The following is a 14,471-nucleotide window of genomic DNA, read 5'->3' as shown; positions in this document are numbered from 1 at the left end:
GCTTCCGTGCGATTGTGCGCAGCACACTTCCTCATGATATGCTGAATGTGCATTTTGACAGTGCTTTCCGAGAGGCCCAATTTGGCGGCGATCAGCTTGTTGGGTAAGCCGAGCTCCAGTTCCGCCAGAACCTGTTGCTCACGAGGCGTGAGATCGGTCACGCTCCTGTCGATAGCCAATCTGGCTCCCTCGTTCATCAGATATGCGGGCGCTAGCCCACGCGCATCCGGCGGCTCGAAATCCGGTATCCTGTTCATCCCGGCCACGGGCAACGGCCTGTAGGCGCCGCCGACAAGAACAAGGCGCAGGCCAGCTATGGCGATCTCGATCGGTAGCGAGGTGGAAAGAAAGCCGCGCACGCCCCGCTGCATCGCGGCYTGCACGGTCGGCTCGTCGTCATGGTTTGACAGGACCACAGTGGCCGCGTTGGGACAACACACCGCAACGAAGGCGAGATCGTCCTCAACCGAGGGATCGCCGATGGGCTTGTCCGCGATACTCAGCATCACCAGACGAACATCGCGGGCTGACGTGCAGTCCAGGCCTTGGACCGTTGCCATGTCGAGGATCTCAAGTTGGTCCAACTCCCTCCTGAGGACGTGCAGAATGCATGTACGAGGCAACAGGAGCGGCTCGATGATCACCAGAACCGGCAAATGAAGCGATTCATTGAGCCGTTTTGAAGTGTTGGTTATGTCGTGCATGATGTCCTCGAGATGAAAAGAACTTCCGCGATATTCCCATTCCGTATTGCGTCTCCCGTGCTGCTGCATTCATCCCGAATGCATCATCACGAGAGCGGCGCAGTGCCGCCGTTAGTGCCGCATCCACTGCGGGATCACTTGACACCTGGGTGGAAATTCTTTCCGCTCAAATCATTTGGGGCGTGTACCGCGCGGTGGCGCAGTCGACGCATCCCCTAATTGCAGATATTTCGATACGCCGTTGAGGCCGCCGACCCTGACTTGCCGTCGACGACATATGCTTCATCCTCCTTCACGAGATACAGAAACGGCCTCTCTCCAGCCTCGCCGCCTGACGCGCTTCTTCCTTTCACGCGCCCGCAAATCGTATCCACGCGGCGTCCAAGTATGTTCTTTCGCATTGCGCGCTTCACGTCGCTGAATTCGACCGTTTCCGGATCCCCCATCTGCGTCGCGATCGCAACCTTCGCCTTGTCCAGAGCAGGATCCGACATTTCCGCGGTCCGTTCGGGTGCCGGGACGCTGATCGTCGTCCGCGGGGACGCCGCTTTGGCAAGATCGGTCGATCCCCGTTTCTTCGGAGTTGATGTCTTGCCGGACCTTGCCGACGTTGCGGAATTCGATCTGACAACCGCAGGCTCTTGCGCCAACGCCGTCGGCATTGGCTGCGCGGGTTGGGCGACAGCGACCCTTTCGAAACAGGGGCGTGACGCGCACCCGAGGAAATACCCCCGGGAAGGCGCGAACCAGCCAAAGCCGACCAGGATTCCTGCCAGCACTCCGACAAAAAGCAGTCCCATCCGATTCCCCTCCTCGGGAGCTCGGCTCGCACTTCGTAACTAGGACTAATTCCGCGCTGGTGATCTATCTGTTGCGCAAAAGCATTAAGCGCCCATTAAGCGCGCGCCGTTGTCCGGCCCATGCCTGGATGGGCGGATGAGATCGGGCTTCAGAGCCGTGCCGAGATGACCGCAAAAGGCCAATCGTGAAAGCAATCATGGCCGATTTGGTCCGCTCTTGGACCGTTCTGCAACCTGCGAGTTCGTCCGAAGGTTTGCGCCACCCAACGCTGCCGATCGCCGATTGCCGACTTAGGGCCTTCAGGCAAGTTTCGGAGCACCGCACCAGTTTCGCACCAGAAACGGCGTGAACGAAGCGGAACGAGAGCACTTGGACTCGAACAAAGACGCAGGAAGATCGACGAAGCTGACCAATATTCCACCGCTCATAACGGTCTGGTTGCAGGTTCGAGTCCTGCCGGGCCCACCAGCCTTCGCTCGCTTCGCGAGCTTCGGCTAGGCAAGCCAGAGCCACAAATGGCAAGCGAAGCGGGCGAAGGCTGCCGCGCCGAAGCCCAACGGGCGAAGGCGGGCTGCAAAATCGATTACTTGAGCCGGTACCGAATTTTCCGGTGGACCAGCTGATTTTGTTGGAGCCAGACTTGCTCAAGATCGCGACACTACCGTTGCGCCACCCGCGGGCGCATCCAGCGGCGGATGTGTGGCACCGCTCCTGCCTCTCTCACTCCTGCCTTTCTAGCTCCTGCCTCTCTCATTTCAGGACTGAACATGCGCAAGCTTCTGGCGATTTTGGTGATCTCGTGCTGGGCCACTTTGGCTTGCGCACAAAAGGCCGACCTCATTGTCACGAACGCAAAGATCGTGACGCTGGACCCCGCATCGACGATCGCGCAGGCGCTCGCGGTCCGCGACGGCAAGATCGTTGCAGTTGGCGGCAACGATGCCATGGACGGCCTGATCGGGTCCGCGACGCGCCGCGTCGACGCCGGCGGACGCACCATCATTCCGGGATTGATCGATTCCCACATTCACGCCGTGCGCGCCGGCCTCACCTACGCAACCGAGGTCAACTGGATCGGCGCAAAGACGATTCCCGAGGCCATGGAACGCTTGCGCCAGGCGGCCAAAGCACGCCCGGCGTCGTGGATCATCGTGGCCGGTGGTTGGAGCGAATTGCAGTTTGCGGAGAAGCGGCGGCCGACGCTGGCCGAGGTGATGTCGGCCGTTCCCGACAATCCGGCTTACATCCAGCTGTTCTATTCGGCGGTGCTGATGACGCCGAAAGCGCAGCAAGCCCTCGGGATATCCGCGGATCAGTTGCCGGCCGGTATCACGTCCGAGCGCGCCGCACCGGGCGACGTCACGGGCTGGTTCAACGGCTCCATCGTCAGCATCTCCGCGCTGTTCGATCGCCTGCCGAGGCCGAATTTCGAAGAGAATGTCGCCGGAACCCGGCAGTTCTTCACGGAGCTCAATCGTCTTGGAATTACCGGGATCGTGGATCCCGGCGGCTTCAGCATCTATCCCAGCCACTACGCCGCCCTGCAAAAGCTCTGGCGTGAGAAATCACTTTCGGTGCGGGTCGCCTTCAGCCTGTTCGCCCAGAACGTCGGCGCGGAATTCGAGGAGTACAAGGCTCTCACGCCGTTCCTGCCGATGGGATTCGGCGACGACATGCTGCGGTTCAACGGTTTAGGCGAGCGGATCACCGGCGCCATGTACAACAACAACGCGCCCGACGCGGCCGCCAAGGACAAGTTCCGCGAGATCATTCGCTGGGCGGCCAAACAAGGGCTGACGGTCACCATCCACTGGCAGGAAGACAAATCCGTCCATCACCTCCTCGACCTCTATGACGAGGTCAACAAGGAGACGCCGCTCGCGCCGCTGCGCTGGTCCATCGCCCATCTCGACAACACCTCGCCCGAAACTCTGGCGCGGATGAAGGCGCTTGGTATCGGCTGGACCATGCAGGATGCGATGTACCTCGGAGGCGACCGTATGGTGGCGCAGGCCGGAGAAGCCGCGCGCAGCATGCCGCCCATCGTCACGGCGTTGCGCATCGGCGTCCATGTCGGAGCCGGCACGGATGCGCATCGGGTCGCATCGTACAATCCGTTCGTTGCGCTGCAATGGATGCTCGACGGCAAGACCGTCGGCGGACTGTCGACGCGCCGGGCGGACGAAACACCCAGCCGCGAAGATGCCTTGCGCCTCTACACCGTGGGAAGCGCGTGGTTCAGCTTCGACGAGACGCGGCGCGGCACGCTCGAAACCGGCAAGCTCGCCGACTTCGCCATTCTCGACCGTGATTTCATGTCCGTCCCCGTCGACCAAATTGGCGCCACGGCGTCTCTGCTGACGGTCGTGGGCGGCAAGGCCGTCTACGCCGCGGATGTTTTCGCAAACGCAAAATAGGAGCTGGAGGCCCGCGCGGAGAACGAGGGGCGAAGCGTGATGTCCGGCGCAGCCTGAACGAGGTGAGAGCGGGGACGGACGAACCGCTGCGCGCGAGCGAACCCGACCCATCGCCGGCCACCGCAAGAACCAAATCGCCGATCCGGCGTTATCCCCGCGCTATGGAGCCGTTTCGCGGAGGTCTAACGATGGAAGACCAGAATCGGACAACCTTAGTCTTGAGTGCTATCGCCCTCGCCGTCGCCATTGTGGTTGCATCTACGATCACGATGGAGCGCGTCAACATGCCTGCGGTCAGCAACGACGCAGCTCCCGGAACAATCGGACTCGCCAGGCCGCACCCGCCGCTGGACCGTGCGGCCGGTGAACCGCTACAGACGGCAGGCACGCCGTCTAACGCGAGAAATCGCGGGCGTCCCTGACCGAACGCCGGGATTACCGTGACATTGCACTCAATGATTCCAGCCGCTTCCGACAGGACTTAAGTGCACTGTCACCGGACTGCCTGTCCGTAGACCGAGCGAATGTCGAAGCCGGGATCGCCACGCCTGCAGAACTCCGGCGGCCTCGAACATCTCGATACTGCGATCGACGGGCCGGACTCCGACCAATCGGGTTTATCTTCAGATACTCACCGCGATCGGTGCTGAAAGCTGTGGTGTTGAGCAACGCCAGGCATTGCCCCATAAGCCCTGTTGGGCCCAAGCCAGGGAGCCGCGCCGCCAGGGGATTACGGTGACAGTGCACTCAATGACTCCGGCCGCTTCGCGGGTTCGAAGGCTCATGAATTAAATGCACTGTCACCGAAACCCTTGTTGTCACCGTCCCTCGTAAACGGGTGGACGCTTTTGTGCCTCGGCATCACGGCCTTCCTGGAAATCCCTGGTCGTGAGCAGCGCACGATATTGGTCGCCGAGCTTAGCGAGCGCCGTCTGAGAGTCTTCGAGCGCCATATGGGAGGAGGCCAGGGACGTCTTAATGCCGAGAGGGCCGCATGCGGCGATCTTGTTGGCGATCTCGACAGCCTTCGCGAGAGCCGCATCTCGGTTTGGGGCCACTTCCTGAACCGTTCCCATCCGGAGGGCTTCCTTCGCACCCCAATGATCGCCTGTTAGAATGAACCGCATGGCATTTCCCCATCCGGCTTCTCTGGGGAAACGAACCGTTGCGCCGCCTCCGGGAAAACGGCCGTGCGTGTTCTCATCCTGACCGAACTCCGTGTCTTCCGACGCTACGCGTATGTCCGCTACAAGGAAGAGCTCGTGCGCCATATTCCAGGTGTCGCCATGCACCGCGACAACCAGAGGCTTCGTGAGCGCTGGCTTGGTCCGCCCTAGAGGGTCGATGAAGCCGGGCCCATCCATCATCTTTTTTCCAGACTGAGCGAATGCCTTGTAGGCGTCGACATCGACACCTCTGGAGAAGCGGTCGCCATAGCCGAACAGAACCGCCGCACGGAGCGAGGGATCCCGATCGTACTCGTAGTATGCTCTCGCCAAGCTTTCTGTCGCATCCGGATCCAGCCGGTTGCCGATGTAGGGCCGATTGATGCCAATCAGTACAATTTGGCCTTTGCGCTCGATGGTGATCTTCGTCTGCTGATCGTACGGAATGTCCGCCATAAGCCTGGACTGCGCGGCTTCGTCGGTTTGTGATGTCATCGACTTGTCTCCCGATTTTTGGGCCTGCAACGCGACCGTCCCAAAAAGAACGGCCACTGCTGATGCGGATGATTTTTCTTAAGCGAGCATCTTGAATACCTCTCCGGAGATCGACCCCGACGAACCGAGAACCACAATGGCCGCCTTGATCGCGGCGGCCTCGAACATCTCGATATCGCGATCGACGGGCCGGAATCCGACCATTCGGGTTTATCTTCAGATACTCACCGCGATCGATGCTGAAAGCTGTGGTGTTGAGCAACGCCAGGCATTGCCCCATAAGCCCTGTTGGGCCCAAACCAGGGAGCCGCGCCGCCAGGGAGTTCGAGGCCCATTCTGCCTGCTGGCGTTAACTCGCAGTCGTTCAACACATCCCTGTCGGGATATTGCGCCTGAAACGAAGCGGGATTTTGAGTCGCCCACGTCGGGCACTGGGCACTTGCAGAGCTTATCGCGCCAATCGACATAATCGCTGCAATAATGGCAGTCCTGAATCCAATCATAGTCGTACTCCGAACGATTGTTGCTTTCGTGCGGAGCGTTCGCGCTGGCTAGAATCGGCTGCTCTGTTGAAAGCGTTTCCTTCGAACTTTTTGGACAAGGATTAGGTAGGTATGCGCTTGAGAAAAGACACGCAGTGGAAAATCACAGCTGCGCGAACGGCAAATCGGCACGCTCACCGTTGCGTGACCCGCACCCGCATCCACGCATGTCTGAAGTCGGGATTGCGGTGACGGTGCACTCAATGAACTCCGGCTTTCGCGGGTTCGAAGGCTCATGAATTAAATGCACTGTCACCGTAATAACCGTAATACTATCGCACCCCCGGCTCTCAACCCAGGATCGATCGGTACAAGTCCAAATATCGATCCGCCATGAGGTCTACCGTGAAGCGCGCGGATACTGCGGCGCGGCAAGCCGCGCGATCGATTTGGTCGATGCGAGCTATCGCATCGACCGCTGCGTCGAGACTGTCGACCAGAAACCCGGTCACGCCATCCTCGATCAGTTCGGGCATCGATCCCCGGTTGCAGGCAATGACCGGCGTTCCGCAAGCCAGCGCTTCCACCACCGACAGGCCGAACGGCTCATCGAAATTAATGAGGTGGAGTAGCGCGCGCGCGGATCCGAGCGTTGCCGCGCGCGCCGCTCCACCGACCGGGCCAAGATAGACCACAGACCGGTCGTCGAGTGCGGGGGCGACCTGCTCATTGTGGTAATCCTGGTTCTGGACGATGCCGGCCATGATCAATTTCCGTCCCGATCGATGTGCCGCCGTGATCGCTTCGGCAGGCCCCTTGTCCGGATGGATGCGGCCGAAGAAAAGCAGGTCTTCGCTGCCATGCGGATCGAATGGAAAGTCTGCCAGCGGGATACCGTGGTGGATCGTTGCAGCATAGCGCAGGTCCGGATGACGATCGGCCTGGCTGATGGCGACATAGTGGACGCGATCTTCGTATTGCTTGTAGGCAGGCAGAATGCGTTTCGACGAGAGGCCGTGGATTGTCGTCACCATCGGGGTCCCAACCAGCCGCGAGAAGGCGAGCGGGACGAAATCGGCCTGGTTGTGAATCAGGTCGAACTCTCCGGCCTGCTCGAAGACATGGGCGACGTGGAGCATCTCCCACACTTTCGCGTCGATCGCGGGATCTTCGGAATAGGGCGCCGGGCAGACCCCATCCAGACGGGCTGAAGTCCTGCTATCCAACGTGGCGAACAGGGTGACGTCGACGCCGCGCGCCACCAACGCCTCCGTCAGGAGACTCGTGACCTGCTCCCAGGGCCCGTAGTGGCGCGGCGGTGTACGCCAGGAGATCGGCGCCAGCATGGCAATGCGCAAACGACCATCCTTCCCTGCTCTGTGCTATCCGGCCTCGAGCACGACGCCTTCATTCGACCGTAGCAGGACAGCGCCGTCTTCGGCCAGCACCGCATCCTCGTGCGTGGACAGGAGCAGCCGGCTCCCGCGCGCCCAATCCGGCAATTGCAGAAGGTAGGGCCGTCCCCCGAGGTTCAGCGCCACCATCAGCCGCTCCGAATCGTGCCGACGCTCGTAGACCAGTATCTCGTCTTCGACATTCAACACAACAAAGTCGCCGATCGACAAAGCCGGACAATCGCGTCTGAGCGCAAGCAAGCGACGATAAAGTGTCAGGATGGATTGAGGATCTTCCGTCATCCGCGCCACGTTGCGCGTCCGCCAGTCGGCATGGAGCGGCAGCCACGGTTTGGCCGTGCTGAAACCCGCATTTTCGCTGCCATCCCACGGCATCGGCGTGCGCACGGGATCCCGGCCCAACGCCAACCCGGGCTCACGCAACTCGCGCGGGTCCCTCACTTGCGAGGATTCGATCATGACATCGCTCAAACCCAGTTCGTCGCCATAATAGACTGTGGGTGTGCCGCGCAGCGTCAGCAGCAAGACAGAAGCGACGCGGGCCTGAGCCTGACCCAGCCTGGTGGCGACGCGCGGCCGGTCGTGGTTGCCGAGCACCCAGTTTGGCCAGCCAGCGAACGGAAGTGCGGCCTCATAATTGGTGATTGCCGTCGCAAGGGTATGCGCGTCCCACGGCATATCGATGAGCTGGAAATTGAAGGGCAGATGCACGCCTGGGCGTTCCCGGCCGTAATAGTGCATTAGCCGATCCACCGGCAGGTAGATCTCGCCGATCAGAACCCGCTCGCCCAGTCCTTTTGCGCCGTAGCTGTCGGCGATTTCGCGCATCGCGGCAGCGATGCGGTGCACCTCGGGCTGGTCTGTCGAGTGGCGTTGCAGCAGGCGGTGCATTTCGCCCATGCCTAGCCGATATTCCGGGTTGGGTGGATTGTCCGGGAAGTCTGCCGCCTTCAGCATGTGCCACAGCACATCGATACGGAAGCCATCGACGCCGCGGTCGAACCAGAACCGCATCACATCGTACATCGCCGCCTGCACATCCGGATGACGCCAGTTGAGGTCCGGCTGCTCCTTCAGAAAGGCGTGGTAGTAGTATTGCCCGGTGATCTCGTCCCATTGCCAGGCTGAGCCGCCGAAATCGCTGATCCAGTTGTTGGGMGGTCCGCCGTCTGCGGCGGAATCGCGCCAGATGTACCAGTCTCTTTTCTCATTTTCCCGGGCAGCGCGGCTCTCGACGAACCATGGATGCTGGTCGGAGGTGTGGTTGGGCACGAAGTCGAGCAGGACCTTGAGCCCCCGCCGATGCGCTTGCATCAGCAGGTCGTCAAAATCCGCCAAATTGCCGAAGCATGGATCTATGTCGCAATAGCCGGCAACGTCATAGCCGAAATCGACCATCGGCGACGGATAAATCGGCGAGATCCAGATCGCTTCGACCCCAAGGCCGACAAGATAGTCGAGCCGCTGCTCGATCCCCTTGAGGTCGCCGATACCGTCGCCGTTGCTGTCCTGAAAGGAGCGCGGGTAGATCTGATAGATCACGCATGTCTGCCACCAGAGCGCGGTCATGCAAACCGAGCCCTCAAACCGAGCCCTTGAAACCGAGCCCTTGGCGTGTGCGCCGATTGCCGTTTACTGATCACACGGTGTCGTCAAAACTAGTCCATCCTTCTTCGAGACAGAGGATTGCACAGCGAGCCATGGCAAGCCACTCTGTTCCTGCCGCGATCGAAAGTCGACGGATTTTTGCTACGTCGCGCGCTGGGCCACGCCGGCGAAGTGCTTCTCGACGATATATCTCGAATGGACGACGATCGGCTCGACCAGCTCGAAGTCGGTCGCGCCGCCGACGTAGAACGTGCTGTCGCCGCCCTGCATGCGGGCGAGGTCGGCATAGATGCCGGCCTTGATCTGCTCCGGCGTGAAGTGCTGGAAGTAGGTGAACTCGTCGAACGTGTGCCAGCGCGGCTGGCTGGTGTCGATCGTGCCGCCGAGGAGTTTGGTCAGGCGCTTGACCTCCGCGATGACCTGGTCGTCGGTCTGGTTCTCGGTGGGCCGCGTGTAGAACTGCGTGAACATGTTGCCGCTGTCCTGAAACTGCCGCGCAACCGCCCACGGCGTGCCCGGTTCGGTCAGCGGCAGCACCGGCGCGACGGGCGCCGCCATCTTCATGTCGATCCAGAACGTCGTCATGCAATACGGATTGATCCGGATCTCGCGGTTCAGCTTCTGCTYCGCGGCGTTCGGAACGAGGCCGAGCCGTACGAACACGTCCGCCGTCAGCGGACAGGCGAGCACCAGATAATCATAGCGCTTGGTGTCCTTGACGATCTTGAGGGTGTTCAGATCCTGCTCGGGGTACTCCATGTCGATCTGGACACCGTCCGCCGAACGCTCGATCCTGGTGATGTTGACGTTGAGCCGGACGTCGACCCGCCACGACACCCGTTCCCACAGCCGCTGGAATCCGTCGGTGAAGCGTCGCGGCCAGGTCCCGATGATCCAGTTGACCGGGCCGTGACCGAACACCATCGGAAAGAACGTCCGGACGGACATGTAGCGCAGCGCGTACGGCGCCGCGATGTCGTCGAGCTGGCCGTAGCCCATGATCGTGATCGGAAACTGGAACAGTGTCGCCAGCGGCGTCAGCTGCTGTTTTGCGAGCCAGGTCTTGAAGTCGACGCAGAGCTCCGGGCGCTCGTGGATCGTCTCGAGGTAGTCCGGCGCGTCGATGACGCCGCTCAGCTGCCAGCGGATGTAAAGGTATCGAAAAGCCGCCCAGAGAAAGGTCCACCACGGGATCTTCGACTTGGTGTAGGGATCGTAGAGCACGGCCTCGATCAGCGATCGGTACTTGAAGCTGCTCCAGTCCGGCGCGATGTCGATCGAGGTATAGGGCTTCTCGGCATAGGTGGTCGCGCCGACCTCGTCTGCGATCTTCAGCGTTTCCTGGTAGGCCCAGGTGAGGTAGTTGGCGCCGAGGTCGTAGCTCATGCCGTCGACGGTGAGACTTTTGCAGAGCCCGCCGATCTGGCCGAGCTTCTCGAGCACCGTGACGTTGTGAAAGCCGTGCTTGGACAGGAACCATGCGGTCGACAGGCCCGCCGGGCCTGCGCCGATGATGGCGATACTCGCGTTGCAGTCGACTGCGTCGATGCGTGTCATCGGATCCCCGGGGTGAGGCGCGGATGTGTCGGGCCGATCCCGGGACGACGACGCCGCGATGCGGCGAGATCGTTCAACTCCAGATCGCCCCTGAGCCAACACGCATACTGCTGGTTTTCCGGCAATCATGCAAGTCGTGGTTGTAACATATGGCATAATTCCGCGCCCGGTGTGTCCTCCGGCCAGCGGGGCGCGTTACACGAAAGATGCGCCGACAATCCCGCAAAGTGAAACGGTGACGCACCGTTGCCGGCCGCGCATCCCATGGCCGTCTCGCGGCGGGGCCTGTAGCTCAATGGTTAGAGCCGGCCGCTCATAACGGTCTGGTTGCAGGTTCGAGTCCTGCCGGGCCCACCAGCACAATCACTTGACCGGATCGCAATGCTCGATCAGCAATTCCGTGAGGACTCGGATCTTGCGCGCGGGATGCTGGCCTGGCGGGCGGATGACATAGGCACCCGCCGGAGGTGGTGGATGACGGGTCATGACTGAAACAAGCGCCCCCGATACCAACAATTCATTGGTGAGGAAATCGGGGAGGTAGGCAATCCCGAGTCCTGCAGTTGCGGCGGCCACCAGAGCTGTGCCGTTGTCGGCCTTGAAGCGCCCCTGTGGACGAACCGTGATGATCTTGTCGCCGTCCATGAGCTGCCAGGCTTCGGTGCCCTGCATGAGAGCTTGATGGGCGATGAGTTCCTCTGGTGTCTCAGGCGATCCGTGCTCTTTGATGTAGCCAGGACTCGCAACGAACTTGCCGTAGATCGGTCCGACGCGCTTGGCGATCAAATTTGAGTCTTGAAGATAGCCAATCCGAATCGCGCAATCATAACCTTCTGCGATGAGATCAACGAATTGGTCACTGTAGCAGCTGTGGATTTGGAGCTGGGGGTGTCGTCGCGCCATTTCCGCCATCACGGGAGCGAAATAGTTCGAGCCGAAGGACAGCGGCACGGCAACTCGCAAGCGTCCACGAAGCTCGCCGGCAGGCAGGATCGTCTCCTTGGCCACGTCGATCTCGGTGCAGGCCCTCGCAGCATAGTCTCTGAACGTCGCACCAGCTTCCGTTAGAGCGGCGCCGCGGGTGGTTCGTGCAAGGAGCTGGACACCAAGTTCCGATTCAAGCCGCAAGAGCCGTCGACTGACGATTGACTTGGAGACCCCGAGCCGGAGCGCAGCAGGCGAAACTCCGCCAGCATCGGCAACTTCCACGAATGTCCGTAGCTCTTCGATGTCCACTTTGGCGTACCTCATTTCGCGACACAGCTTGCCACGAAACGGTACTACCGCATCGAACGCGGGAACGGCAATAAGCCCTGCAGGTGACGCCGCCTCTGGCGAGCGTCTCCCCAAAACCGATGCCGCATTCAACGGCAACAAAGGATGCCATGATGAAACTTCGTAACGGCCTTGCTTCGCTTCTTCGTCCCGAAGACTCGGTGCTCGTTCTGATCGACCACCAGCCCTACCAGCTTGCGAACGTGAACAGCCATGAACCGCAGATGGTGATCAACAACACGGCAGCTCTCGCGAAGGCCGCAAAGGCCTTCGGTGTCCCCACGATCCTCACGAGCGTGATTGCCGAACGGGGTGGCCTCCTCTTCCCCCAGATCACCGAAGTGTTCCCGGGACAGGAGGTGATCGACCGGACGTTCATCAACACCTGGCAGGATAAGAAGGTGGTGGACGCGGTCAAGGCCACGGGCCGCAAGCAGCTGATCATCGCTGGTCTGTGGACCGAGATATGCGTCGCGATGCCGACGATCCAGGCCCTCGGCGAAGGCTGGGACGTCACTGTGGTCACAGATGCGTCCGGTGCCGTTTCGGTCGAGGCCCACGAGGTCGCCATCCAGCGCATGATTACCGCCGGCGCCAACATGATGACTTGGTTGGCAGTGGCGGCCGAATGGCAGCGCGACTGGGCCAGGGCCGACCAGGCCGTCAAGCTGACGGAGGTGATCCTGCAGCATGCCGGCGGGAGTGGCATCGCGTTCCTGTGGGAGCAGCAGCTGCTCAACACACCGGTCCCGAAAAGCGCGGGCTGAGCTGAACTGGGTGATGAGGATCCTCGAACCGTTGCAGAGCCTCGTCACCCTCACCGCCTATCGATGTATGACCCAACTAAACTGGATGAAACACGAGTTGGGGTGCGAGAACGACGGATGCGGCAACTGAGACAATGGTTCGATGTAATTCCGCAATGATCGACCGACTGACTTACCCCGGTGTCATGCCAGTCCCGCCGCATACCGGCCGCGGGACTAATGCACGGGCAGAAATTTCCAGCTCTACGACACCCTCTTTATTCCGGGCGGCTGCCAGGTTCCTTCGCCCGCGGGCAGGATCGAAGGTGGCTCTGTCTTCGGCCAGTAGAGCCGCATCACCAGATAAATCGGGCCGTCTGGAGCCGGCAGCCAATTGGCTTCCTTGTCGGCGCCGGGCGATTTATTCTGGACGTAAAGTGTCAGCGATCCATCGGTGTTGGTCTTCATGTTGGGCAGCATCGGTGAATTGACCAGATACCGGTTGATCGGGTTCTCGATGAGAAGCTGCGTTTTCCCGTCGTACATTGTGATGGACCAGAAGGCATTCACCGGCGGCTGCTGACCTGGAGCGAATGTCAGCGTGTAGGCGTGCTTGCTGCCATCGAGTGTCTGGCCATCGCTGTCGGTGCGCGTGAGGGGGTACACCGCCTCCACGGCATCGTTGCCGTAGATGCCGGCCTTGGCGGCGACGGCGCGCTTCAGCCAGTCGCCATTGTAATGCGCGCTATCGCCCGGCAACGAACCGACCCGCCAGCCGTTGACATCCTTGCCGACCGTCGCGACCGCCTCATCGATCTTCCGCTCCCCTTCCTTCATTCCCAGGCCGATTTCGAGCTTCTGCTCCAGCGGCAGGTCTCTGAAGTTGAAGGTCTTGCCGGGTCCAACGCCGATGGTGGCAAGCTTTGCGCGTATGTCCTTCTCGTTCTCCTGGGCGGGCGCGAACTGCAGGGCGAAATCGAGGAATTCGAAGAAATTGGTCTTCACGAGTTCCTTGTCGATCTTTGGAAAGTCGACGGTCGCCGCGGCCGTCGTGACCGGTTGTTTCAGATAGGCAGAAAGCGTCTGTACCTTGTACCCGTCCTGCACCTTCTTGACGTTGTCGAGGTCGTCGGCGTTGAAGAGCTGGGTGCGATAGCCGGCAACTGAAAACTGCGTGCTTGACCGGAACACCTTCTTTATTCCAGGCGGCGGCGCACCCTTCCAGTCCGGCCCCACCACCATGTAATCGCCGGCCTCGCTTCCCGTGGCACGATTGCCGATGTAGCCGTAGTTGTAGGTATTGCCGTCGCAGAGCATCACCGAATAGTAGCGCTTGGGGTCCACTGCCGGGACGGAAAGAACGATCGGCTCCGCCCGCAGGTCCATCCACACGAATGAATAGGGCGTGTCGCTGTTCGGCGTGACGATGGCGGTGTCCTTGTAGGTGAACACGTTGGGCTCGTTCTTGATCTGATTGAACGGCGCCTTGAACTGCCCCGAGTTGCGATCCACGGCGTATTCATACATGACGGCATAGTTCATCACGATCGGCAGGCCGTAGATGAAGCCTGCCTCGGCAATGTCTTTTGCCTTCAGGAAGCCCGGTCGGTCGGCGCTGGCCTGGGCAAACGCCGGCACGGTCCTCGTCGCCGCAAGAATGACTGTCGTCATCGCAGCAGTGCGAAGCAGTTCACGTTTGGTCAACATGTGAATCTCCTCAAGATCAACTCGCTTCGGCCTCGAACGATCGGTCTTCCGGGGATGTCTGTGCTTGTGCGGTCGAACGCCGGCGCCGAAGCGCCGGC

Annotated in this window: 11 protein-coding genes and 1 tRNA gene; 3 read left to right on the top strand and 9 right to left on the bottom strand. The window is 60.8% G+C overall.

Annotated elements, in window-relative coordinates; all coding sequences use genetic code 11:
• Window positions 1–704, bottom strand: a 704-nt coding sequence (locus tag ACXJL8_RS05580; protein WP_456684732.1) for a LuxR C-terminal-related transcriptional regulator, incomplete at its 3' end; no start/stop codon positions are given.
• A gap of 215 nt (window positions 705–919) precedes the next feature.
• Window positions 920–1,504 (bottom strand): hypothetical protein, encoded by a 585-nt coding sequence (locus tag ACXJL8_RS05575; RefSeq protein WP_456621541.1) that lies wholly within the window; start codon window positions 1,502–1,504, stop codon window positions 920–922.
• A 768-nt stretch (window positions 1,505–2,272) separates the two neighbouring features.
• Here ACXJL8_RS05575 and ACXJL8_RS05570 point away from each other — a divergent pair.
• Window positions 2,273–3,922, top strand: coding sequence for an amidohydrolase (locus ACXJL8_RS05570; RefSeq protein WP_456684731.1), 1,650 nt, complete (start codon window positions 2,273–2,275; stop codon window positions 3,920–3,922).
• 818 nt (window positions 3,923–4,740) lie between these two features.
• On the opposite strand, the gene ACXJL8_RS05565 is transcribed toward ACXJL8_RS05570, so the two are convergent.
• The 5 genes from ACXJL8_RS05565 to ACXJL8_RS05545 form a co-directional block, all read right to left on the bottom strand.
• A complete protein-coding gene (locus ACXJL8_RS05565; RefSeq protein ID WP_456621539.1) occupies window positions 4,741–5,583 on the bottom strand; it encodes an enoyl-CoA hydratase-related protein in 843 nt (280 codons plus the stop codon).
• Window positions 5,584–5,661: 78 nt separating this feature from the next.
• On the bottom strand, window positions 5,662–5,787 hold the full coding sequence (locus ACXJL8_RS05560) for a hypothetical protein (protein ID WP_456621538.1): 126 nt from the start codon (window positions 5,785–5,787) through the stop codon (window positions 5,662–5,664).
• A 628-nt stretch (window positions 5,788–6,415) separates the two neighbouring features.
• Complete coding sequence (locus ACXJL8_RS05555; RefSeq protein WP_456684730.1) at window positions 6,416–7,423, bottom strand: glycosyltransferase family 4 protein; 1,008 nt, start codon at window positions 7,421–7,423, stop codon at window positions 6,416–6,418.
• Window positions 7,424–7,447: 24 nt separating this feature from the next.
• Window positions 7,448–9,049: an alpha-amylase family glycosyl hydrolase gene (locus ACXJL8_RS05550; protein ID WP_456623300.1), complete on the bottom strand. Its 1,602-nt coding sequence runs from the start codon at window positions 9,047–9,049 to the stop codon at window positions 7,448–7,450.
• Between the two features lie 180 nt (window positions 9,050–9,229).
• The gene (locus ACXJL8_RS05545) at window positions 9,230–10,645 is read right to left on the bottom strand and encodes an FAD-dependent oxidoreductase (protein WP_456684729.1); all 1,416 of its coding nucleotides are present in this window, start codon (window positions 10,643–10,645) and stop codon (window positions 9,230–9,232) included.
• A 281-nt stretch (window positions 10,646–10,926) separates the two neighbouring features.
• Between ACXJL8_RS05545 and ACXJL8_RS05540 the strand changes: the two genes are divergently transcribed.
• Window positions 10,927–11,002: transfer RNA gene (locus tag ACXJL8_RS05540), tRNA-Ile, on the top strand.
• Window positions 11,003–11,008: 6 nt separating this feature from the next.
• Here the strand turns inward: ACXJL8_RS05540 and ACXJL8_RS05535 are convergent.
• Complete coding sequence (locus ACXJL8_RS05535; RefSeq protein WP_456623302.1) at window positions 11,009–11,881, bottom strand: LysR family transcriptional regulator; 873 nt, start codon at window positions 11,879–11,881, stop codon at window positions 11,009–11,011.
• Window positions 11,882–12,033: 152 nt separating this feature from the next.
• Here ACXJL8_RS05535 and ACXJL8_RS05530 point away from each other — a divergent pair, with 152 nt between their 5' ends.
• Entirely contained in the window at window positions 12,034–12,687 is a 654-nt protein-coding gene (locus ACXJL8_RS05530; RefSeq protein WP_027549465.1) for a hydrolase, read from the top strand.
• Window positions 12,688–12,930: 243 nt separating this feature from the next.
• Here ACXJL8_RS05530 and ACXJL8_RS05525 read toward each other — a convergent pair whose 3' ends face one another.
• Window positions 12,931–14,373 (bottom strand): DUF1254 domain-containing protein, encoded by a 1,443-nt coding sequence (locus ACXJL8_RS05525; RefSeq protein ID WP_456623303.1) that lies wholly within the window; start codon window positions 14,371–14,373, stop codon window positions 12,931–12,933.
• Between the last annotated feature and the right edge of the window lie 98 nt (window positions 14,374–14,471).

Source organism: Bradyrhizobium sp. P5_C11_2 (assembly GCF_054049755.1).
Note: the sequence above shows the minus strand (reverse complement) of the source record. Positions and strands in the feature narration are given on the sequence as shown.

Coding starts and splice junctions, on each gene's coding strand:
- ACXJL8_RS05575 (WP_456621541.1), bottom strand. CDS start 1,504: ATGGGACTGCTTTTTGTCGGAGTGCTGGCAGGAATCCTGGTCGGCTTT.
- ACXJL8_RS05570 (WP_456684731.1), top strand. CDS start 2,273: ATGCGCAAGCTTCTGGCGATTTTGGTGATCTCGTGCTGGGCCACTTTG.
- ACXJL8_RS05565 (WP_456621539.1), bottom strand. CDS start 5,583: ATGACATCACAAACCGACGAAGCCGCGCAGTCCAGGCTTATGGCGGAC.
- ACXJL8_RS05560 (WP_456621538.1), bottom strand. CDS start 5,787: ATGGTCGGATTCCGGCCCGTCGATCGCGATATCGAGATGTTCGAGGCC.
- ACXJL8_RS05530 (WP_027549465.1), top strand. CDS start 12,034: ATGAAACTTCGTAACGGCCTTGCTTCGCTTCTTCGTCCCGAAGACTCG.
- ACXJL8_RS05525 (WP_456623303.1), bottom strand. CDS start 14,373: ATGTTGACCAAACGTGAACTGCTTCGCACTGCTGCGATGACGACAGTC.